The following is a 22,720-nucleotide window of genomic DNA, read 5'->3' as shown; positions in this document are numbered from 1 at the left end:
ATTCAGGCGGAGCAGCTTGCCCCGCCCAGCACGCAGAACTTTGCGCAATGCGGATGGTTCAGCGCCACATCCCGTTCGGCCGCTTCCAGGGTTGCGCCCAGTTCGAACTCGGGCGAATAGGGCAACAGGGTACAGGCCAGCACGACAGGCCGCGCATCGCCTTTGCGTTTGACCACCATGCGGGACGACGCGCACATCAGCGCATCGGGAGATTTATTCAGGATGCTCCAGCAGGAGGTCGTGATCTCCGGCACCTCGACCGTTTCGTCCATTTCCGGGAACAGCACGGTCATGGCAGGATCCTGCGGGTCGATGTCAAAGCCGTGACGGGTATAAAAAGCGGCATAGCCTGCGCGGCTTTCCGCCTCGCTGTGGGCCATGATGGAGCGCCCAGCCACGGCCATCCGGAAACCATTGTCCCGCAGCCACTTCATGCCCGTCAGCGTTTTATCGAACGCGCCCACGCCACGCTCCGCGTCATGCAGGCCAGCGTCGTAGTGATCCACTGAGATCCGGAGGGTCAATTTGCCGGGAAACGCCTTGTTCAGCGCCACCAGACCGTCCTGCATGGCGCGCCGCATCATCGGACGCATGGCGTTGGTCAGGATCAGGACGTCATAGCCACGTTCCAGCGAAACCCGCGTGATTTCAATCATTTCGGGGTTCATAAATGGCTCACCGCCGGTGAAGGCAATCTCTGTGACGGGCCAGTTGCGGTCCTCGATCTGGTCCAGATAGTCGGTGACTTCCGCCGCAGAGATATAGACCAGCTTGTCGTTGGTGGGGCTGCTCTCGATATAGCAGTTGACGCAGGCGATGTTGCACAATGTGCCGGTGTTGAACCAAAGTGTCTTGGGCGCGGAGAGGCTGACGGTCGCGCGCTTTTCGCCCTTTGCAGTCCATTTGGGGTCGATGAACTTGCCTGCGTTGGCCGGTGCCAGATCTTTCATGAAGTACGTCGCCCTTCGTCTCTTATTGCCGTGAATGTGTGCTAGGGGATACATAAAGGCAAGAAAACCGCTTTTCGCTGGTGAGCACGCTCTTGTGATCGTGTGTAAATCAGGGCATGTTTGCGCTAACAAAAAACTGCGGCTGAGGGACGCCGCACAGCAGGATGATTTCACATGGTATCGCGCGTAATTCCGGTCGATCCTTTCGACCTTGTGATTTTTGGCGGCACGGGGGATCTGGCGCGGCGGAAAATTTTGCCCGGTCTGTTTCGTCGGTTTTGCGCGGGTCAGATGCCGCAAGAGGCGCGTATCATCGGGGCCGCCCGGGCGGAGATGGATGACGCAGGCTACCGCGATCTGATCGCCGATGCGATCGGTGAATTCAGCGATGGGCATAAAGTGGACGCCAAAAATCTGTCTGCATTTCTGGAAAAGCTCTCATATGTGGCCATCGACGCACGCGGGGAAAACGGGTGGCGCGATCTGGCAGCGCAGATGCGGCATAAGGTCGTGCGCGCGTTCTACTTTTCCGTCGGGCCCAGCCTTTTTGGCGATCTGGCGGAGCGGCTCAACAATCACGGGCTGACGGATCACGACAGCCGTATTGTGGTTGAAAAACCCTTTGGCCGTGACCTGACCACGGCACGGCAGCTCAACAGCGACTTGGCGGCGTTTTTCGACGAGGGGCAGATTTACCGGATCGATCACTATCTTGGCAAAGAAACGGTGCAGAACCTGATGGCGGTGCGCTTTGGCAACATGTTGTTCGAGCCGCTCTGGAACAGCCAGTTTGTCGATCACATTCAGATTACGGTCGCTGAAACCGTGGGCGTCGGTGGGCGCGGCGAGTATTACGACAAATCAGGTGCGATGCGGGATATGGTGCAAAACCACCTGATGCAGCTTTTGTGCCTGATCGCGATGGAGCCGCCGGCGCGATTCGACCCTGACGCGGTGCGCGACGAGAAGCTGAAAGTGATCCGCGCCCTGGAACCTGTGGAGCCGCATCACATCGTGCGCGGTCAGTATGGGGCAGACCCGGAGGACCCGGAGGAGCACCCGGATTACCGCACGGCAGTCGAAAATCCCAAGTCAAAGACCGAAAGCTTCATCGCGATGAAGTGCCATATCGCCAACTGGCGGTGGGCGGGCACGCCGTTTTATCTGCGCACGGGCAAACGCCTTTGCGCGCGTTCCTCCGAGATTTCGATTGTTTTCAAGGACACGCCACATTCGATCTTTGGCGAGGAGGCGGGGCGGCACCGCAACGTTCTCTCCATCCGGTTGCAGCCGAACGAGGGGATCAAGCTGGGCGTGACCATCAAGGAGCCGGGGCCTGGTGGCATGCGCCTGATGGATGTCCCGCTGGACATGACCTTTGCCGATGCGCTGGGGCCGGATGGCGCCGAAAACGTTGACGCCTACGAGCGCCTGATCATGGATGTGATCCGGGGCAATCAGACCCTCTTCATGCGCGGTGATGAGGTCGAAGCCGCCTGGGCCTGGACCGATCCGATCATTGATGGATGGACAAACCGCAACGATGTGCCCAAACCTTACGACAGTCACAGTGCAGGCCCGGATGCATCGCTACAGCTGATGCGTCGGGATGATCGGGAATGGCGGGAGGTAACCCCATGAACTTCATAGAGAATGCAGACCGTGATATGGCGGTGATGAACGTGGCACATGCGCTGACCAGCGATTTGCGCAAATGCCTTTTGCAGCATGAGTTTGCCAGTTTCGCCGTGCCGGGCGGCACCACGCCAGGCCCGATTTTTGACGCGATGAGCTCGGTGGAGATCGACTGGCACCGGGTGCATGTGATGCTGACGGATGAGCGCTGGGTGCCCGAGACACATGCCAGATCGAACGCGGCACTGGTGAAGTCACGCCTGCTCACCGGGCACGCGGCGCAGGCAAAGTTCATTTCCTATTACCGCGATGGCATGAGCGCGGCGGAGGCTGCGCCTGAGGTCTCCGCGGAGCTTGCTGACCGGGTGCCGATTTCCCTGCTGCTGCTTGGCATGGGCGAAGACATGCACACCGCATCGCTCTTTCCCAACGCGCCAGGCCTTGAGGCGGCGATGGCACGCAATGCCCCGCTTATTTGCGCGATGGCGCCTGACAGCCAGCCCGAAGCGCGGGTGACGCTGAGCGCGCAGGCGCTGGATGGGGCGATGGACAAACATCTGGTGATTTTCGGCGATGAGAAACGTGCCGCCTTTGAGCGGGCGATGACCCTGCCAGCGCTGGATGCACCCATTGGCGCGGTGATCAAGGGGGGGACGGTGCATTGGGCCGCTTGACCGATCAGTGGGCCGCCTTGAATGCGCGTTATGACGCCACCAAGACGCGACCGATCCTGTCGCTCTTTGAGGCGTCGGACCGGGCGGCTGATTTTAGTGCGCAGACCGGCGACATGCTCTTTGACTACTCGAAAACCAACATTGACGCTGAGACACGCGATGCCCTGATGGCTTTGGTGGACGCGGCGGGCGTGGCGGCAAAGCGCGACGCGATGTTCTCTGGTGAGGCGATCAACGATACCGAAGGGCGCGCTGTCCTGCACACCGCGCTGCGCAATCTGGACGGCGGGCCGGTGCTGGTGGACGGGCAGGACGTGATGCCCGGGGTGCACGCGACCCTAGAGCGCATGCGGGGCTTTGCCGATCAGATCCGGAGCAGTGGCGTCACGGATATCGTCAACATCGGCATCGGCGGGTCGGACCTCGGCCCGGCCATGGCGGTGCAGGCGCTGTCGCCCTACCACGACGGGCCGCGCTGCCATTTTGTCTCCAATGTCGATGGTGCGCATATCGCCGATACGCTGCGCGGGCTGGACGCCAAAACCACGCTGATCATCGTGGCCTCGAAAACCTTCACCACGATTGAGACCATGACCAACGCGCGGACCGCCAAGGCCTGGATGGCGGATCACGGCGGCAATCCGGCGGCGCAGTTTGCAGCCCTCAGCACCGCCGAAGAGAAGACACGGGATTTCGGCATTCCCGCGGATCGGGTCTTTGGTTTTGAGGATTGGGTCGGGGGGCGCTATTCCATGTGGGGGCCCGTTGGCTTGTCCCTGATGATTGCGATTGGCCCCAAGGGGTTTGATGCCTTTCTGCGCGGCGGGCAGGCGATGGACCGGCACTTTCGGGCCGCGGCATGGTCCGAAAACCTGCCGGTGCTGCTGGCGCTGGTAGGCATCTGGCACGCCCAGGTCTGTGGCTATGCGAGCCGCGCGGTTCTGCCCTATGATCAACGCCTGACGCGTCTGCCCGACTATTTTCAGCAGCTCGAAATGGAAAGCAACGGCAAGGGCGTGCAGATGGACGGCTCGGATGTCGAGGTGTCCAGCGGCCCGATTGTCTGGGGTGCTGCGGGCACCAATGGCCAGCATGCATTCTACCAGTTGATCCATCAGGGTACGCGTGTGGTGCCCTGTGAATTCATGATCGCGGCGGAGGGGCATGAGGCCGATCTGGCGCATCACCATCAATTGCTGATCGCGAACTGCCTGGCGCAATCCGAAGCCTTGATGCGCGGGCGCAGCCTGGACGAGGCGCGCGCGAAAATGGCGGCCACCGGGTTAAGCGGCGATGAATTGGAAAGACAAGCGCGGCATCGGGTCTTTACCGGCAACCGCCCCTCCGTGACGCTGGCGTACCCCTTGCTGGACCCATTTGTCCTGGGACAGATCGTGGCGCTTTATGAGCATCGCGTCTTTGTGGAAGGGGTCATTCTCGGCATCAATTCCTACGATCAATGGGGCGTGGAACTGGGTAAGGAACTGGCAACCTCGTTGCAGCCGGTCATCGACGGGCAGGCGGGCACCGACGGCAAGGATGGCTCCACCGCGGCGTTGGTGGATTTCATTCATCGGCATCAGGCGTAACACTTTGGAACAGACGGTCTGCCCCCGCTTTCAAACGTCGCGGGTGGCGCCGTCCACAGCCTCGAACCGCGCGCGTACCGGCGCGGGGATCTCGTAACGCCCGGTGCCATCCGGGTTCAGCAGCACCAGCACACAGTCGAATGTCGCCCGCAGCGTGCCGCCGGACCAGAGCATCTGCGCCAGCGAAAAGGATGTGGTCCGAAACCCCGTGCATCCGCAGGTGACGACATAATCCTCGTCCATGCGCATTTCCTGCCGGTAGTGGATCTGGCCTGAGCGGATCACGATCCGCGGGTCGGTGCCCGCGCCCATATAGCGCGACAGCCCCCAGTCCTGCGTGTATTTGATGCGCAGCCGCTCAAACCAATGCATGTAAACGGCGTTGTTGACGTGATTGAGCACGTCGAGTTCGGAAAACCGCACCTTGTCCGCCATGGCCAGCGGCGCCTGGGGCGTGATGCCAAGCTTGGATTGGTCTTCGGGCGACAGCGGCGTGTGGTAGAGCAGGGTCATACAGTGCCCCTAAGCCTTGTCGCGATGTTTGCCAAGACTTGTCAGCGCAGGGTTGCGGGTGCACGATGCCCTCAAGGGTCGCAAAACGCCGATGGCGCAAAAGACGACCCGGACCTAACGGGAGACGACCATGCTTGGCCAGATGATGACCGCGCCCCTACTGATTTCTTCACTCATTGATCATGCGGCGCGCTACCATCGCGACACCGATGTGATTTCCGTCAATACCGGTGGTGGTGAAGAGCATACCACCTGGGGGCAGGTGGGGCGCAATTCCAGGCAATTGGCGTCGGCGCTGACCCATCTGGGGCTGGCCCCGCAAACCCGCTGCGCCACCATCGCGTGGAACAACCGCCGCCATCTGGAGATCTATTTCGGCGTGTCGGGGGGTGGCTTTGTCTGCCATACGATCAACCCGCGGCTGTTCCCGGAACAACTCGTCTACATCATCAACCACGCCGAGGATGAAGTGCTGTTCATCGACAGTACCTTTGTGCCGCTGGTCGCCGCGATCCGCGATAAGCTGAGCAGCTTGAAACACATCGTTTTGCTCGAAGCCGAGGTCGGTGAGGCTGCGCGCATCTTGCCCGGAATCATCGCCTATGATGATCTGCTGACGCAGGGCGATGCGGGCTACCTCTGGCCGCAGTTCTATGAGTTTACCGCCTCAAGTCTCTGCTATACCTCCGGCACCACGGGCAACCCCAAGGGGGTGCTGTTTTCACATCGCTCGACCGTGCTGCACAGTTTCGCCTGCAATCTGGCTGATAGCATCGGGTTTTCGGCCATGGATGTCGTACTGCCCGTGGTGCCGATGTTCCACGTCAATGCCTGGGGCTCACCCTATGCCTGTGCCATGGTCGGCGCACGGGTGGTCTTGCCCGGACCGGGCCTGGATGGGCCATCGCTTGTGGGTCTGATCGATCACCATAAAATCAACGTGGCCCTGGGGGTGCCTACCATCTGGCTGGGGCTGCTGGGGGAGGCGGAAAAGGCGGGCAGCACGCTGGAAAGCCTGCAGAAAACCGTTGTGGGAGGCTCAGCCTGCCCGCCCTCCATGATCACGGCCTTCCGCGAGCGTCACGGCGTGGAAACGATCCACGCCTGGGGGATGACAGAGATGTCGCCCATCGGGTCGGTCAATCAACCGCTGGCCAAACACATGGACCTTGAGCTGGATGCCCTGCACCGTCTGCGCGAAAATCAGGGCCGTCCGCCCTGGGGCGTGGAGCTGGCGATTGTCGATGATGCGGGCAATCCGCTGCCGCATGACGGTGAGACCCAGGGCGAGTTGGTGGTGCGCGGCCAGTTTATTCTGGACGCCTATTTCCGCTCCACACGCGAAGAGACCCTGCAGGAGGGGTGGTTCAACACCGGCGATGTGGCGACCCTTGATCCCGATGGCTATTTGTCGATCCGCGACCGGTCCAAGGACATCATTAAATCGGGTGGGGAATGGATCAGTTCGGTGGAGCTGGAAAACATCGCCATCGCCCATCCGCAACTGGCGGATGCAGCTGTGATCGGCGCGCGGCACGAAAAATGGGATGAGCGCCCGGTGCTGGTCGCGGTCAAATCCGAGGGTCAGGAGCCTGAGGTCGCTGAGATACTTTCAATCTACGAGGGCAAGATCGCCAAGTGGCAGATCCCGGATACGGTTGTCTTCACGGATGTTCTGCCCCGCAATGCCACGGGCAAGGTTTTGAAGCGTGACCTGCGGGACACGTTTGGAAACGTATTGATGCAGTAAGTCAGATTTAACCCCTGTCTGGCAAAATTGGCGTAGAAGTATCTCAACCACAGATTTAATCGCCAACCAGAGTGCGCCTTTTACGTGTTGCGCTTGATCCGACCGGGAGACATTCCATGAAACTGACAGCCCTCATTCTTGCGGCAGCATTGCCGACCACTGCACTGGCAGGGCCGGATCGGCTGTCCATTCTGCTGGGATCAGAGCATTTCAATGCCTCGGAGGATTTCCGGGAGTTCAACCCCGGCGTTTTCCTGACCTGGGAGCAGGAGACCTTCGATTACAGCGTTGGCCTGTTTCAGAACAGCTATTCCAATGTCTCCGCGCTGGTCTCGATCGGGTATGACGTGGAACTGGCAGATGAATTCGAAGTGGGTATTTTTGGTGCTCTGGCGCTCTACCCGGGCGAAGGGGACCGTTTCAGCCACGCCATTGGCGATGTGGTGCCGCTGCTGGGTCTGCAGGCGCGGTATCGCAACTTCTTCACCCAATTGATCCCGGCGGATGGCGATTCCGCAGATGGTGTGCTTACCTTTGGTGTGACCTTCGCACTCAACTGATCGGAATGGGCTGGAGCGGGTAACGAGAATCGAACTCGTAACTTAAGCTTGGGAAGCTCGCGTGATACCTTTTCACCATACCCGCGCCCTGACGGCTCAGATATTGCTTTCGATCTGGAGCGTCAAGGGGCGCAGTCACGCCGCCGGACGGCGGGCCTGAAAGTAGTTGATTTCGGCCGGGACCCGCAGGCCATCCGCCGTTTCATAGGCCGCAAAAGCAGCTTGAACATGATCGGCAATCGCGGCGCTGTCGGTGGCATTCCCCTGAAAATAGTCAACTGTTCGCGCAGCGGGACCAACGCTCGTCGCCATGCGTGCCACTTCTGCAGGGGTGCCGGGTGGCGTCAGGTGGAGACTGGCGACCTCCGCCTTGATCTCATCAAAACCCGCCTCTGACAGAATCTGCGTGACACGGTCCACGTCCCGAAAGGCAAAGGGGCCCGGCGCATCGGGGTCCACCGCGGGCGGGGCGCCGAGCCGCGCCTTGGCCGCCTGCGCTGCTGTGGTGAACCAGGGATTGTTTGGGATCTGGCCCCAGGCGGCAAACGTCACAGGCCCCCCCGGTTTCAGCCCCTTGATCAGATTGGAAAATGCCAACACCGGATCGGCAAAGAACATCACGCCGAAACGCGAAATCAAATGGTCAAAAGACGCAGGCTGAAAACCATGCTCTGCGGCGTCTGCGACCTCAAAGACCACATTTGATACGCCCGCGGCACGTTTCTCTGCGTGGGCCAGCATTGTGGGCGAAATATCCGCACCGAACACAGATCCGGTGTCGCCGATCATTTCGGCGGCTTGCAGCGTGCTGGCGCCGGTGCCACAGCCAATGTCCAGGATGCAGGCGCCGGGCCACAAGTCTGCCCGCGCAAAGACACCGTCCAGAACCGGTTGCATGAACGTATCAAGCATTTCCTGTTGCTCGACCCATTTTTGCCCCGCTGAATGGGTCCAGAATTCCGCCTGATCGGCGTTTGCAGAGGTCATGCGCGCCGCCTTCTGCGCCGCCCGCCGCCCGCACCATCATCCGCGCCACCGCCGCCGGTGTTGAAAGTGGCCTCCGGCAGGGTGACGATGGAGTTGAGAATGGGGAAGGGCTCCACCGCATTGGGAATGGCCGAAGCATTCACGAAATGCTCCTGAAACCGGGGCTCGATGGCGGTTTCGACCTTGTGGATGGCGCCGACGGTGGCTTCGATCTCGGCGCGCGCGCCGGTATTGAGCAGCGCGATCCGCGCACCGGTGCCCGCGGCATTGCCTGCTGAGGTGACCTTGTCCAGCGGTGCGTCCGGGATCATGCCCAGCACCATCGCATGTTTGGTCGAGATATGCGCCCCAAACGCCCCGGCGAGCACCACCCGGTCCACCTTGTCGACGCCGAATTTATCCATCAGCAGCCGCGCGCCTGAATAGAGCGCGGCCTTGGCCATCTGTATCTCGCGGATGTCGCGGTTGGTGATGGTGATCAGCGGCCCCCCTGACGCGGTGCCATCATAGACCTGGTAGGAATAGGTGCGCCCGTCCAGAAATACACGGTCCGACCCGGTCTGTTCCGGCGAGCCGATCAATCCTGGTGCATCGACGATCCCATGGATGCGCATCTCGGCTACCATCTCGATGATGCCGGACCCGCAGATGCCGGTCACACCGGTGGTCGCGATCATCTCGTCAAAGCCCTCTTCATCCGACCACAGATCCGAGCCGATGACCTTGAAACGCGGGGCCTTGGTGGCGGGGTCAATCTCCACGCGTTCGATGGCACCCGGCGCAGCCCGCTGGCCGGAGCTGATCTGCGCGCCCTCAAAGGCGGGGCCGGTGGGCGAGGAGCAGGCCAATACCTTGTCCTTGTTGCCCAGCAGAATCTCCGCGTTGGTGCCAACGTCCACGACCAGCACCAGATCGTCGGATTTGTCCGGCGCTTCGGAGAGGGCCACGGCGGCGGCATCGGCACCCACATGGCCAGCAATACAGGGCAACAGGTAGATGCGCGCGGAAGGGTGGATGTTCAGCTCCAGATCATCCGCCCGCAGGCGCAGCGCATTGTTGGTGGCCAGCGCGAAGGGGGCCTGGCCCAGCTCAAAGGGATCAATGCCCAAAAGCAGATGATGCATGACCGGGTTGCAGACAAAAACCGCATCGACGATCAGTTCCTTGTCGATCGCTGCTTCGGTGGCGATCTGGGTGAAAAGCCCGCACATGCCCTCGCGCACCGCGTGGGTCATTTCTTCGGCTCCCTTGGCGTTCATCATCGAATAGGAGACGCGGCTCATCAGGTCTTCGCCGAAGCGGATCTGCGGGTTCATCACGCCCGAGGAGGCCAGCACCTCGCCGGTTTGCAGATCGCAGAGATGTGCGGCGATGGTGGTGGAGCCCAGATCGACCGCCAGCCCGTAAACCGTGCCATCGTAGTAGCCGGGCCAGATGTTCATGATGCGCGGGCGGTTTTCGCGATCGCCCAGATGCACCGCCACGGTGACCTTCCAGTCGCCTTTGCGCAGAATAGGCTGCATCGATTGCAGGATATGCAGATCGGCGGTGACGTGCTCCAACTCCCATTGGCTTTCAAGCGCGTCGCGCAGTCGTTCGAGATCGCCCGAGGGGTCGTGCATGTCGGGCTCTGCGACCTCGACGTAATAGAGCTTGGTGGAGGGGTCGAGCACGATCTCGCGCGCCTCCGCGCGCTTGCGCACCACCTGTTTGTGCACCTGGCTTTCGGGGGGCACGTCGATCACCACATCGCCCTGAACGGTCGCTTGGCAGCCCAAGCGGCGGCCTGCTTTCAGACCGCGTTTGTCCTGGTAGCGCTGTTCCACCTTGTTCCACTCCGACAGCGCCGTGTCGTGCACGGTGACGCCATGTTTGGAAAACTCGCCATAGCTTGGGGTGATCTGGCACTTGGAGCAAATGCCACGCCCGCCGCAGACGGAATCGAGATCGACACCCAGCTGGCGTGCCGCCGTCAGGATCGGGGTTCCCGCCGGGAAACGGCCGCGTTTGCCGGAGGGGGTAAAGACGACGAGGGGGTCGTTGCTCATAGTTTTCAATTGCCTGTCATGATCTGGTTCCAGAATAGCGCGGGCAGAGCAGCGAAATCGCTCTCCCGCGTCACTTAATACGCTTCTGGCGGCATTACCCGCCTGAAATTGTCATATTGATTATGAAGTCCGGTTGAACCTGGCTTTCTGTCAGCCTCAATGTCGCTCTTTTCTGCTGTCTGCGGCGGCAGTAGTGCCATGCAAAAGGGGGCGTGCTGAGCGGGGAAATAAGCCACCCGGCGGATGTGCGGATTTTGCCCCTTTCCATTTTCGGCGCGGCGTGAAATAGGAAACTGCCAAATGAGACACTCCGCGAGCGAGGTTGCTATGGAGATTCGTGAGGCCCTTACCTTTGATGATGTGCTGTTGGTGCCGGGGGCGTCATCCGTCCTGCCGTCCACCGCAGACACCCGCACCCGCGTGACGCGGGCGATTTCGATGAACATTCCGCTGCTGAGTTCCGCGATGGATACGGTCACCGAAGGACGCATGGCGATTGCCATGGCGCAGGCCGGCGGGATCGGCGTGGTGCACCGCAACCTCAGCATCGAAGAGCAGGCGCGCGAAATCCGCCGGGTCAAGCGGTTTGAGAGCGGCATTGTCTATAACCCGATCACCCTGCGGGCCGATCAGACGCTGGCAGATGCCAAGGCGTTGCAGGATCGCTACCGCGTCACCGGGTTCCCGGTTGTGGACGCGCAGGGTCGTGTCGTTGGCATCGTGACCAACCGCGACATGCGTTTTGCCAGTGATGATAATACGCCCGTATCGGTGATGATGAGTTCGGACAACCTCGCCGTTCTGCATGAACCCGCGGACCGCGAAGAGGCCATCAGCCTGATGAAGGCGCGGCGGATCGAAAAGCTGCTGATCACGGATAAGGAGGGCAAGCTTACCGGGCTCCTGACGCTCAAGGACACCGAACAGGCCGTGTTGAACCCAACCGCCTGCAAGGATGCGCTGGGGCGTCTGCGGGTCGCTGCCGCTACCACCGTGGGCGACGCCGGGTTTGAACGGTCCGAGGCGCTGGTGGACGCCGGTGCCGATATGATCGTGATCGACACCGCACATGGTCATTCCGAAGGGGTCGCCGCGGCCGTGCGCCGCGCCAAGGCGCTGTCCAACGAGGTGCAGATCGTTGCGGGCAATGTCGCGACCGGAGAGGCCACGCGCGCCTTGATCGACGCTGGTGCCGACGCGATCAAGGTGGGCATCGGACCAGGCTCGATTTGCACCACCCGCATGGTGGCGGGCGTGGGTGTGCCGCAGCTGACGGCGATCATGGATTGTGCTGCTGCGGCGGGCGATACGCCAGTCATTGCGGATGGCGGCATCAAATTCTCCGGCGATTTCGCCAAGGCCATCGCAGCGGGCGCGTCCTGCGCCATGGTTGGCAGCATGATCGCGGGTACTGACGAGTCCCCCGGCGAGGTGATCCTTTACCAGGGCCGCAGCTTCAAAAGTTATCGCGGCATGGGCAGCCTGGGCGCGATGGCCAGCGGCTCGGCAGACCGTTATTTCCAGAAAGATGCGGCCAGCGACAAGCTGGTGCCCGAAGGCATCGAAGGGCAGGTGGCCTATAAGGGCAGCGCGGGCGCAGTGATCCACCAGCTGGTCGGGGGGTTGCGCGCGGCCATGGGCTACACCGGGTGCGCGACCGTGGAGGAGATGCGCACTAACTGCCATTTCGTGAAGATTACCGGCGCGGGGCTGAAGGAGAGCCACGTGCATGATGTGCAGATCACCCGCGAAAGCCCGAACTATCGGGCGGGGTAACGGGATGTTTCTGGTGACTGACCCGCGTCCGTTCCGATGACCCCTGCTGCGCGGGTCGCAGCGGCGATCGAGATTCTTGATGTGATCGCCGCAGGGGCCGCTGCCGAACAGGCCCTGACCCGCTGGGCCGGATCGAAAGACCGCGCAGCCTCGCGCAATAGACCTACGCATCTTGATGTTCCGGTGAACCTTCAGGATGCCGCAGGGTTAGCGATCACCGCGCAATTCCCCGACACAAAGCGCCGCTTTGAATAGTGCGCTGGTTACTTGGGCCGTCAATTTTCAACGCTGATAGCTGTCTCCGCATTCCAAACGCCTTGCCGGTCATGGCTCTTTGAGCGTGCCGACAAAGACCGTCGATACTACTCATACATGTGCCGTTTGGCAGGCCAATAATTCATGATGGCTAAGGCTGGCGTTCATCGTCGCGCACTACTTTTAAAGTCCACAGTCAGGTGCGCGGACCCGGTTGTCGGCGGTCAGCTGCGCCAATGCGGGGTTTGAAGGCTGGCGACTAAGCCATCAAGAGCGTCGAGGTCAACGGTCTCGGCGGTATCCAACAGCTTTCCTGCAGCGGCGAGTTCGTTGCATTGAGCGATCGCCTCTCTGACAGCCATTTTGTCTGCATCAGTTTGGTCACGCCAGCTATCCCAATCGGAAACCTCTTGCTTTGTCAGAGCCAAAAAGTCCCTTGCCAAGTTTGCACGGACGAACCAAAGGCCCTTGGCGTCACCTTGCCCAAAATCCTCCAGACGTGGGAGGTCGCGGCCGAACTGCTCCCACACGTGCCACGGGTACAAGAATTGTTCCTTTGGCATGTCGTTCACATCAAAGGTGATCGACAGATGCTTTCGATGTTCTTCATCCAATTGGGCGTCGGCCATCTTCCACTCTTTTGTGGCGGCATCCTGATATTCACAGATCCAATGATCTTCGTAGGTTGGTGGGTGGAAATAGCGCGCGAAACCGCAACGAACACGGGCTGCAATGCCATGATGACGAAGCAGGGAGCAGGTCAACAGGGCATAGTCTCGACATGTTCCAATGGTCCGAGAAGACGTATGCCGCGCTTGCGTAAGGGGTTTCTTTCCGAAGGCATGAACACTCGTCAGTCTTTCGGAGACCGGCAAGGTCGCACGCGATGCTCGCGCAATGTCCTCAGGCGGCTCAGCATATAGATGCGCGCCAAAGTAATCATGCAAGAGGATGCCCTGCACCGTGGATGTGACCGCCGATAAGACGCCAGGGACGACATCAAACGATCTGACGCATTCTTTCGGATCGCTCCATTCTCCGTGTCGACGATAGAATTGAGACGCGTTTTGCTGGTGCATGGGGACCCTAATACGATGCACAACATGTTACCGCTGACATCCCGCGCTGAAAAGGAGCGTTTATATAAGGCTTGTGCCTTCACACGTCATCAGATTGGGGGCAACACTACCTCTTTTGGCATCGGGTTGACGGTTGAGGCCCGCTCAGATCAGACATCTAGGGTCCCTCGCGGCCTTTTAGTGAAGGCATTCGCTGCGGGCGCAAATCGCGGCGCGTTGACCTCAAAAAAACATGGGGCAGGATGTGCTTATCTTACGTCAGCGCAGCCCTGCGGTTGTCCATAAAGTGCTTCGGCGCGGGATCCTGTTCCGTTGGCATTTTACCAATCCATAGCGGCCGATGCATGCCGCTTGGCCGATAGAATTTCTGGCGCATTGTCAAATTGGCGGGTGATCTACCGTTTCCACGCTGGTCCCGCCCATTGCTCCTGTATATGGAGTTTGCGATTGGAATTTAGCTGAGTTGGATGAGAGTTTCGTGACACCTGCAGCACGTATAAGCGCCGCGATCAACTTGGTAGATCGTATTTTGGACGGTGAACTGGCAGATCGTGCTCTGGCCGGGTGGGGGCGCAAGAACCGGTATGCTGGTTCGAAGGACCGCGCTGCGATCGCAGATCTGGTATATGATGTTCTCCGGCGCAAGCGAAGCCTGGCAGCGCTCGGTGGCGGTGAGACGGGAAGGGCTTTGTTGCTCGGATATGTGAGGGACGCAGGGCTGGCGCCTGACTCCCTCTTTGGTGCAGGTCCATATGCTCCTTCCGAGTTAACAGATGCAGAACGGTCCAATGGGCGTTGGCCCGAAGCAAACAGCAGCGAAAGCGCAGATTTTCCAGAGTGGCTCTGGCCCGATATTCAGACCTCCCTGGGCGAGCGTGCGCAACAGGTTGCCGAGCAGATGCGAAGGCGGGCTCCGGTTCATCTTAGGATCAATCTGGCGCGATTGGATAGAGATAGCGCAATTGAAGAACTGTCTTCGGAAGGGATAGTTGCCCGTTCACATGCTCTTTCTCCCTCGGCTGTCGAGGTCATCGAGGGCGCAAGGAAGATCAAAAATGCGCCTTCCTATCTCGACGGGAAGATCGAGTTGCAAGATGCCTCATCGCAAGCGGTTGCGGACATGGTGCCGCTTGAGACCGGTGAAAAACTGTTGGATTTCTGTGCCGGAGGTGGAGGGAAGACCTTGGCGATTGCAAGCCGCGTCGAAGGCGTTTTTTTTGCCCATGATGTGGATCAAAGAAGGATGAAAGATCTGCCTGCACGTGCCGCTCGGGCCGAGGCGATAGTAAACCTGCTATCGGGGCCGGAGGTGAAGCAGAAATCCCCCTACGATACCATTCTCATAGATGCACCATGCACAGGCAGCGGCTCCTGGCGCCGTGACCCTCAGGGCAAATGGTTGCTGACACGCGAGAAGTTACGTCGCATTTTGGAAATTCAGCAAGAAATCTTGGATCAATCAGCCGCATTGGTCAGATCACAAGGCCATTTGGTTTATGCGACATGTTCCTTGCTGGAGTGCGAAAATGATCACCAGGTTGATGCGTTCCTGTCGCGCCACCGTGAATACTCTCTCAAAACCCAAAAACGGTTCACACCGCTGGATGGTGGAGACGGATTTTATTGCGCGGTTCTGCGTCGAGATTGATATGACCGCGTATCCGTCTGAACCGGAGGTGGTTTGGCGCTCTACCTGATTTAGAAACCTGTTTTATAGAGCGGGTTATGACGGACTGTTTCACTCGACAAAACGCTTCTATTGCCACTTCACCAGCGCATACATTTGCACGCAACCTATGCGCCCCTTGTTCCCCAGGTTAATGCCAGTGGCGGCGGTACTGGGGCGCAATGTCACCACAGATGAAATCGTTTCCGCCCGCATGGCCAATCTGCCTATGCGCGCGCATTGGGAGGATGCTCCAATCGAGCGGGTGGCAACCGAAACGGTTCGCAAGCATGCCCCGTCGATCTGGTGCTCAGCGGTGCGCCTTCGGAATGACATTCTAGACGCCGCGAGAGAGCTTGTTCATTCCTCTGGCTGGTTGGTTTATGCGACCTCATCGGTCCTGCGGTGTGAAAACGAGGGTCGGATTGCGGCCTTCCTGCATCGAAATACCCAATAGAAATGCGCGCTTGAACGCCGGTTTGGCGTAACGGACACAGGTGATGGTTTTTTTACAGCACACTTGACGCGCGTGTGAGGCTGTTCATACTCAACCAAAACGAGCATTGCCGTACGTGGTTAAGCCGAGCTTAACAAATAGGGCGTGTAAATGCTGAAGCGATTCGAACCATGGGGACACGATTTTGCCGCGCAGCGCACTTACACCATCCAGATTAGCTCGCGTTGCGCTCAGGGCGCAAAAGCGCCTGGGCACCCTCGTTCTGGTGGCCGTCTTGTTGGGAATTTTGGCCTTGGCTTCGCCAGATCTGTTGCTGCGCCGGGCCTTGTTTGCGGGATGTCTGACGCTGCTTGGGATGAGCTGCGTGTTGATGTGGATGGCCAAGAGTTTCGAGCGCCGCAGTGCCGCCACTGTCGCGGTCTTATCTGAATTCATCAGCAAAGACGCCTCGCCCAGTTTTCTCGCAACCAAGGACGGCGAAATTCTCTCGGCGAACCTCGCGGCACGCAAACGCTTCGAAGCGGATATTGAGGAAACCGTCGGCGGCACCTTGAAAAACACATTGGCCAATCCCGCTGGCATCCTGTTTCGGCTGCAAACACGCTCAGATACCGAAGGATCCGCGCGTGAGGATTTGGTCACGCGCCGCGGGCATCTGCGGTTGTCGGTGCATCATGCCGGATCGGAGGCCTATCTTTGGCGCCTTGAAGATGTGGCAAGCGCGCAGCAAAGCGCCGAAGGGCCCACGCTGCCGATGATCCTTGTCGGGCGTACCAATGCGGTATTGTACATGAACGAGCAGGCCCGCAAGCTTGCGGGTGGGCGCATCAAGACACTGGATCGGCTCTTCAAGCAATTGCCGGTTGTGCCGGGAACCGTTTGCGACATAACGGGCGTCGAGGGACCAACACGCGCGTTGGTCAGTGAGGTCGACGCTGGCGCCGGACGCCGCGCGCTCTACCTGCTGCCGCCCGGCGCGGAGACCATGTCCAAAGACGGCTGGAACGTATTTCAGGACCTGCCCGTCCCCTTGCTCAAGGTCAGCCCCGATGGCGACGTGCAGGCTTACAACCGGCTGGCTGCGAGCTTGATTGGCGTCTCGCTCAAGGATCAGGTGCATTTGTCGGATCTGATGGAAGGTCTGGGACGGTCGATCACCGGATGGCTGTCGGAAACGCTCGCCGGGCGCGCGGCACAGCAATCGGAGTTCCTGCGTCTCAAGCGCACGGATAAGGAAGTCTACGTGCAGGTCACGCTCAACCGCGTCACCGAGGAGGGCAAGCCCGCATTGATCGCGGTTCTGAACGATGCGACCGAGCTGAAATCACTGGAGGCACAATTCGTCCAAAGCCAGAAAATGCAAGCGATCGGGCAATTGGCGGGCGGTGTGGCGCATGACTTCAACAATCTGCTGACGGCGATTTCCGGCCACTGCGACCTGCTGCTGCTGCGCCACGATCAGGGTGACCCGGACTTCAGCGACCTGGTTCAGATCAATCAGAACGCGAACCGGGCTGCGGCTCTTGTGGGTCAGTTGCTGGCTTTCTCGCGCAAACAAACCCTGCGGCCTGAAACCCTCGACATGCGGGATACGCTGTCAGATCTGACGCATCTGCTGAACCGCCTGGTGGGCGAAAAGATCACGCTGACGCTCAGCCATGATCCGGTGCTTGCCCCCATTCGTGCGGACAAGCGGCAGCTGGAACAGGTGCTGATGAACCTTGTGGTCAATGCGCGTGATGCGATGCCGCAAGGGGGGCAGATCCGGATTGTGACCGAATGCACGGATCTCAATGAGGCGCTGGAGCGTGACCGCGTCACCGTACCCGTGGGACGCTATGTCACGGTGCAGGTCTCCGACGACGGTGTGGGTATTCCTTCAGACAAGCTGCAAAAGGTGTTCGAGCCGTTTTTCACTACGAAACGCACGGGCGAGGGGACGGGCCTTGGTCTGTCGACGGCTTATGGGATTATCAAACAGACCGGCGGCTATATTTTTGTCGACAGTGTGGTGGGCACGGGGACGAAATTTACCCTCTACTTCCCTGTGCTGGAAGCCTCCGAAGTGCCGACACCGGTCGAAAAGCAGATAGAAGCCAAACCTGCCGCGAAACATGGGGATGGCGTCATCCTGCTTGTTGAGGATGAGGCGCCCGTGCGCGCCTTTGCCAGCCGGGCGCTGCGGCTGCGTGGCTACACGGTGCTGGAAGCGGATTCCGCAGAGGCGGCTTTGAAGACGTTGGAGGATGCCTCGCTAAACGTCGACGTCTTTGTCACCGATGTGGTCATGCCGGGTATGGATGGTCCAAGTTGGGTGCGCGAGGCCTTGAAGGAGCGTCCCGGCGTGCGGGTGGTGTTTGTGTCAGGCTATGCCGAGGACAGTTTTGGCGAGACCCAGATCAAAATCCCGAATTCGGTGTTTCTGCCGAAGCCCTTCTCCCTGAATGATCTTACCGACACGGTGCATCAACAGCTGCACTGACCGCGACTTCCAAATCCAGTCGGATTGTCTGCGGCATGCCGGATTTGTAACCAAGCGCGCCGTTATGATCTTGCGACAGGTGATCGCTGCTTACGGTCCTAGCTCCGCTGCGCTCGATATTGAATGCAGAAAAATCGTTTATAATTCAGATTTCTAGACGGTAAAATTAAAGTGCTCTCATGTAGTATAAGCCTTGCGCTCGACGAATTGGACAACCTTAAACCACTCCTTAACCAGATTCGGAAAAGGATGGTTTAGTGAAATTTTGATTGAAATGTTCTCTTTTTGATCTCATAAGGAACGGAATGAGAACATCCCGGCTTCGTCGTCTCGGTATCATTGCCGCGTATCGCGAAGTATGACACTAAGAGGAAACGCAAATGGCAACGGCAGATTTATTGAGCATGGATAGCAAGAAGACAGCAGACAAACAAAAGGCGCTTGATTCCGCGCTGGCACAGATCGAGCGCCAGTTCGGTAAAGGCTCCATCATGAAACTGGGTCAGGAAGGCGCTGTTCAAGATATCAAAGCCAGCTCTACCGGCTCGCTTGGTCTGGACATCGCGCTGGGGATCGGCGGTCTGCCGATGGGCCGGATTGTCGAGATTTACGGGCCGGAAAGCTCCGGTAAAACCACCCTCACGCTGCACTGCGTGGCGGAGCAGCAAAAAGCGGGTGGTGTCTGTGCCTTTGTCGATGCCGAGCATGCGCTTGATCCGACCTATGCCAAGAAGCTGGGCGTTGATCTGGATGAGCTGCTGATCAGCCAGCCCGACACTGGCGAGCAGGCGCTGGAGATCACCGACACGCTGGTCCGCTCCGGTGCGGTGAACATGGTCATCGTGGACTCTGTGGCTGCCCTCACACCCAAATCCGAGCTCGAAGGGGACATGGGCGACAGTTCCGTCGGCGTGCAGGCCCGCCTGATGAGTCAGGCCATGCGCAAACTCACCGGATCGATCAGCCGCTCCAACTGCATGGTGATCTTCATCAACCAGATCCGCATGAAGATCGGCGTCATGTTCGGCTCGCCGGAGACGACGACGGGCGGCAACGCGCTCAAGTTCTACTCCTCTGTGCGTCTCGACATTCGCCGCATCGGCGCGCTCAAGGACCGCGATGAGGTGGTCGGCAACCACACCCGCGTGAAAGTTGTGAAAAACAAGGTCGCAGCCCCCTTCAAGCAGGTGGAATTCGACATCATGTATGGCGAAGGCATCTCCAAGATGGGCGAATTGCTTGATCTGGGCGTGGCCGCCGGTGTGGTTGACAAATCCGGCTCCTGGTTCAGCTATGGTGATGAACGTATCGGGCAGGGCCGGGAGAATGCCAAAGGCTTCCTGCGCGAAAACGTGCAGATGGCGCTGGAAATCGAAGATAAAATTCGCGCCGCACACGGGCTGGATTTTGATATGCCCGAACATGAGCGCAAAGAAGACGACGATATCCTCGAAGCATAGCAGACTTTCCACCGGCACATGAGCAGGGCGCACCGAAAGGCTGCGCCTTCTTTACGTTTTAAGCGGTTTGAGACGTGGACAGCCGCGCGCGGCGGGGCTATTTGGTCAAGACCAGTTATTTCACGCTCAAAGGCCCCGGTTCATGCAAACCCTGAACGATATCCGCTCCACCTTCCTGTCCTATTTTGACAAGCAGGACCACGCGGTGGTGCCATCGAGCCCGCTGGTGCCGCGCAACGACCCGACGCTGATGTTCACGGCCGCTGGCATGGTGCAGTTCAAGAACCTTTTTACCGGTCTGGAAACGCGGGATTACAAACGTGCGGTGACCGCACAGAAATGCGTGCGCGCCGGTGGCAAGCACAACGATCTGGACAATGTCGGCTACACCGCGCGTCACCACACATTCTTTGAAATGCTGGGCAATTTCAGCTTTGGCGATTACTTCAAGGAAGATGCGATCCCCTTTGCTTGGGATCTGCTGACCAAGGATTTCGGCATCGACGCAGACCGGCTGCTGGTCACCGTCTATCACACCGATGACGAAGCGGTGGAAATCTGGAAAAAACATGCCGGTCTGTCGGATGACCGGATCATCCGGATCGCCACGGATGACAATTTCTGGTCGGCAGGCCCGACAGGCCCCTGCGGACCCTGTACCGAGATCTTTTACGATCACGGCGATCATATCTGGGGCGGCCCTCCCGGCAGCCCCGAAGAAGACGGTGACCGGTTTGTCGAAATCTGGAACCTCGTCTTCATGCAATATGAGCAGTTCGAGGATGGCACCCGTCGCAATCTTGCCGCACAATCCATCGATACCGGCATGGGGATCGAACGTGTCGCGGCGCTGCTACAGGGGACCAACGACAATTACGCCACCGACCTCATGCGCAATCTGATCGAAGCCTCTGCGGATGCGACCAGCACGGACCCCGATGGCGCGGGCAAAACGCATCACCGGGTGATTGCGGATCACTTGCGGTCGACGTCCTTTCTGATGGCCGATGGGGTGATGCCGTCCAACGATGGGCGCGGCTATGTGTTGCGGCGGATCATGCGACGTGCCATGCGCCACGCGCATTTGCTGGGCGCGAAAGATCCTTTGATGCATCAACTGGTGCCCGCGCTTGTCCAGCAGATGGGGGCCGCCTATCCGGAATTGGGTCAGGCGCAGGCGATGATCCAACAGACCCTGTTGCACGAAGAAACCCGGTTCCGGCAAACGCTGGATCGCGGTCTGCGATTGCTCGACGACGAGCTGTCACGCTTGCCAGAAGATGCGAACCTCCCCGGGGAGGCAGCCTTTAAGCTCTACGATACATACGGCTTCCCACTGGACCTGACACAGGATGCTTTGCGCGAAAAGGGGCGCTCCGTCGATATCGAAGGGTTCGACGCAGCGATGGCAGAGCAAAAGACCAAGGCGCGGGCGGCGTGGTCCGGTTCCGGCGAAGCGGCGGATGCCGCGATCTGGTTCGATCTGGCGGATCAGCACGGTGCCACCGATTTCCTCGGCTATGACACGGAGATCGCCGAAGGTGTTGTCTTGGCGATCATCGAGGATGGCGCGGAAATCGATGCGCTGGAGACTGCGGGCGGCGGTGCCTGGGTCATTTTCAACCAGACACCTTTTTATGCTGAATCCGGCGGGCAGGTTGCGGACCACGGATACGTGCGCATCCTCGAAGGCACGCATGAGGCTTATGAAACCCGTTTTTCGGGGCATGTAAGTGATGTGCAAAAGCGCGGCGAAGGATTGTTTGCGCACCATCTGACCGTGGATACGGGCGCCCTGAAAGTGGGCGACGCCGTGCAGCTGGAAGTCACCCATACGCGTCGAACCGCCATCCGCGCGAACCACTCAGCCACGCACCTGCTGCATGAAGCTCTGCGCGCAGCACTTGGCGATCACGTGGCGCAACGCGGGTCGCTGAACGCGGAAGATCGTTTGCGCTTTGATTTCAGCCATACCCGGGCGTTGAGCCAGGATGAGCTGATGAAAGTGGAAGCGGATGTGAATACCTACATCCGGCAGAACGCGCCCGTTGAGACACGGATCATGACACCTGATGACGCCCGCGCATTGGGTGCACAGGCGCTTTTTGGTGAAAAATATGGTGACGAGGTGCGCGTTGTCTCCATGGGCACGCAGGAGGGTTCCGGAAAGGGATCGGAGGGCAATACCTACTCGCTGGAGCTTTGTGGCGGGACACATGTGCGCCAAACCGGAGATATCGGTGCCTTCGTGACACTGGGCGACAGTGCCAGCAGCGCCGGTGTCCGTCGGATCGAAGCGCTCACCGGGGCCGCGGCCCTGTCCTACCTGCGCGCACAAGACCACCGGTTGGCGGAAGTGGCCCTGGATTTGAAAGCTCAGCCTGCCGATGTGCCCGAGCGGGTGCGCAGCCTGATGGAAGAACGCCGCAACCTCAGCAACGAGGTTGCACAGCTGCGGCGGGAATTGGCGATGTCTGCTGGCGGCGGCATCGCGGCACCAGAAGCGCATCAGATCAATGGCGTCGCTTTCATGGCACAGGTTCTATCCGGCGTCACCGGGAAAGATCTGCCCGCTCTGGTGGACCAGTTCAAAGATAAAATCGGGTCGGGTGCTGTCCTGTTGATCGCCGATGCAGATGGCAAGGCCGCCGTGGCGGCAGGGGTTACCGAGGATCTCGTTGAAAACCTCTCCGCGGTGGATATCGTCAAAGCTGCTGTGCTTGAGCTTGGCGGCAAGGGCGGCGGGGGTCGCCCTGATATGGCGCAGGGCGGCGCCAAGGATGTTCAAAACGCCGATGCCGCCATCGCAGCGGCAGAAGCCGTACTGAAAGGATAAGGA

General features: G+C 59.6%; 16 protein-coding genes, 1 tRNA gene and 1 pseudogene. 12 read left to right on the top strand and 6 right to left on the bottom strand.

Annotated elements, in window-relative coordinates:
- Positions 1-2: 2 nt before the first annotated feature.
- Positions 3-950, bottom strand: coding sequence for a radical SAM protein (locus Q1A20_RS00625; protein ID WP_299404678.1), 948 nt, complete (start codon positions 948-950; stop codon positions 3-5).
- Between the two features lie 174 nt (positions 951-1,124).
- On the opposite strand from Q1A20_RS00625, the gene zwf reads away from it, so the two are divergent.
- From zwf to pgi, 3 genes are read left to right on the top strand one after another with little or no spacing between them, the layout of a single operon-like run.
- Positions 1,125-2,591 (top strand): glucose-6-phosphate dehydrogenase, encoded by a 1,467-nt coding sequence (gene zwf, locus Q1A20_RS00620; protein ID WP_299404680.1) that lies wholly within the window; start codon positions 1,125-1,127, stop codon positions 2,589-2,591.
- Positions 2,588-3,259 carry a 6-phosphogluconolactonase gene (gene pgl / locus Q1A20_RS00615; RefSeq protein ID WP_299404683.1) on the top strand — a complete coding sequence of 224 codons (672 nt, stop codon included), beginning with the start codon at positions 2,588-2,590 and terminating at the stop codon, positions 3,257-3,259. Before zwf ends, pgl begins: the two co-directional genes overlap by 4 nt.
- The gene (gene pgi / locus Q1A20_RS00610) at positions 3,256-4,848 is read left to right on the top strand and encodes a glucose-6-phosphate isomerase (protein ID WP_299915979.1); all 1,593 of its coding nucleotides are present in this window, start codon (positions 3,256-3,258) and stop codon (positions 4,846-4,848) included. Before pgl ends, pgi begins: the two co-directional genes overlap by 4 nt.
- Positions 4,849-4,878: 30 nt before the next feature.
- Here pgi and Q1A20_RS00605 read toward each other — a convergent pair whose 3' ends face one another.
- On the bottom strand, positions 4,879-5,361 hold the full coding sequence (locus tag Q1A20_RS00605) for a thioesterase family protein (protein WP_299404686.1): 483 nt from the start codon (positions 5,359-5,361) through the stop codon (positions 4,879-4,881).
- Positions 5,362-5,491: 130 nt separating this feature from the next.
- Here Q1A20_RS00605 and Q1A20_RS00600 point away from each other — a divergent pair, with 130 nt between their 5' ends.
- Both Q1A20_RS00600 and Q1A20_RS00595 read left to right on the top strand, forming a co-directional pair.
- Positions 5,492-7,111, top strand: a complete 1,620-nt coding sequence (locus Q1A20_RS00600; protein WP_299915554.1) for a long-chain-fatty-acid--CoA ligase — start codon at positions 5,492-5,494, stop codon at positions 7,109-7,111.
- Between the two features lie 116 nt (positions 7,112-7,227).
- Complete coding sequence (locus tag Q1A20_RS00595; RefSeq protein WP_298969620.1) at positions 7,228-7,671, top strand: hypothetical protein; 444 nt, start codon at positions 7,228-7,230, stop codon at positions 7,669-7,671.
- 11 nt (positions 7,672-7,682) lie between these two features.
- Here the strand turns inward: Q1A20_RS00595 and Q1A20_RS00590 are convergent.
- From Q1A20_RS00590 to Q1A20_RS00580, 3 genes are all read right to left on the bottom strand, one after another.
- Positions 7,683-7,756: transfer RNA gene (locus Q1A20_RS00590), tRNA-Gly, on the bottom strand.
- Between the two features lie 50 nt (positions 7,757-7,806).
- Positions 7,807-8,658 carry a class I SAM-dependent methyltransferase gene (locus tag Q1A20_RS00585; protein WP_299915553.1) on the bottom strand — a complete coding sequence of 284 codons (852 nt, stop codon included), beginning with the start codon at positions 8,656-8,658 and terminating at the stop codon, positions 7,807-7,809.
- Positions 8,655-10,706 carry an ASKHA domain-containing protein gene (locus tag Q1A20_RS00580; RefSeq protein ID WP_299404696.1) on the bottom strand — a complete coding sequence of 684 codons (2,052 nt, stop codon included), beginning with the start codon at positions 10,704-10,706 and terminating at the stop codon, positions 8,655-8,657. The genes Q1A20_RS00585 and Q1A20_RS00580 overlap by 4 nt, the downstream gene beginning before the upstream one ends.
- Before the next feature lie 327 nt (positions 10,707-11,033).
- Here Q1A20_RS00580 and guaB point away from each other — a divergent pair, with 327 nt between their 5' ends.
- Together guaB and Q1A20_RS00570 are read left to right on the top strand one after the other, a co-directional pair.
- Positions 11,034-12,482, top strand: a complete 1,449-nt coding sequence (gene guaB, locus Q1A20_RS00575) for an IMP dehydrogenase (protein WP_299915978.1) — start codon at positions 11,034-11,036, stop codon at positions 12,480-12,482.
- 36 nt (positions 12,483-12,518) lie between these two features.
- Positions 12,519-12,641: pseudogene (locus tag Q1A20_RS00570) on the top strand (RsmB/NOP family class I SAM-dependent RNA methyltransferase); the annotation flags it as partial.
- A 320-nt stretch (positions 12,642-12,961) separates the two neighbouring features.
- On the opposite strand, the gene Q1A20_RS00565 reads toward Q1A20_RS00570, so the two are convergent.
- Positions 12,962-13,684, bottom strand: coding sequence for a transglutaminase domain-containing protein (locus Q1A20_RS00565; protein ID WP_299915552.1), 723 nt, complete (start codon positions 13,682-13,684; stop codon positions 12,962-12,964).
- 610 nt (positions 13,685-14,294) lie between these two features.
- Between Q1A20_RS00565 and Q1A20_RS00560 the strand changes: the two genes are divergently transcribed.
- The 5 genes from Q1A20_RS00560 (at position 14,295) to alaS (ending at position 22,717) form a co-directional block, all read left to right on the top strand.
- A complete protein-coding gene (locus Q1A20_RS00560; RefSeq protein ID WP_299915550.1) occupies positions 14,295-15,464 on the top strand; it encodes an RsmB/NOP family class I SAM-dependent RNA methyltransferase in 1,170 nt (389 codons plus the stop codon).
- Between the two features lie 178 nt (positions 15,465-15,642).
- Positions 15,643-15,939 carry a hypothetical protein gene (locus Q1A20_RS00555; RefSeq protein ID WP_299404706.1) on the top strand — a complete coding sequence of 99 codons (297 nt, stop codon included), beginning with the start codon at positions 15,643-15,645 and terminating at the stop codon, positions 15,937-15,939.
- A gap of 292 nt (positions 15,940-16,231) precedes the next feature.
- Positions 16,232-18,421, top strand: coding sequence for an ATP-binding protein (locus tag Q1A20_RS00550; protein WP_299404709.1), 2,190 nt, complete (start codon positions 16,232-16,234; stop codon positions 18,419-18,421).
- A gap of 380 nt (positions 18,422-18,801) precedes the next feature.
- Positions 18,802-19,881 carry a recombinase RecA gene (gene recA, locus Q1A20_RS00545; RefSeq protein WP_219503582.1) on the top strand — a complete coding sequence of 360 codons (1,080 nt, stop codon included), beginning with the start codon at positions 18,802-18,804 and terminating at the stop codon, positions 19,879-19,881.
- A 142-nt stretch (positions 19,882-20,023) separates the two neighbouring features.
- Positions 20,024-22,717, top strand: a complete 2,694-nt coding sequence (gene alaS, locus Q1A20_RS00540; RefSeq protein ID WP_299915549.1) for an alanine--tRNA ligase — start codon at positions 20,024-20,026, stop codon at positions 22,715-22,717.
- Positions 22,718-22,720 lie beyond the last annotated feature (3 nt).

The organism is uncultured Roseobacter sp., from assembly GCF_947501835.1.
Classification (GTDB): domain Bacteria; phylum Pseudomonadota; class Alphaproteobacteria; order Rhodobacterales; family Rhodobacteraceae; genus Roseobacter.
Note: the sequence above shows the minus strand (reverse complement) of the source record. Positions and strands in the feature narration are given on the sequence as shown.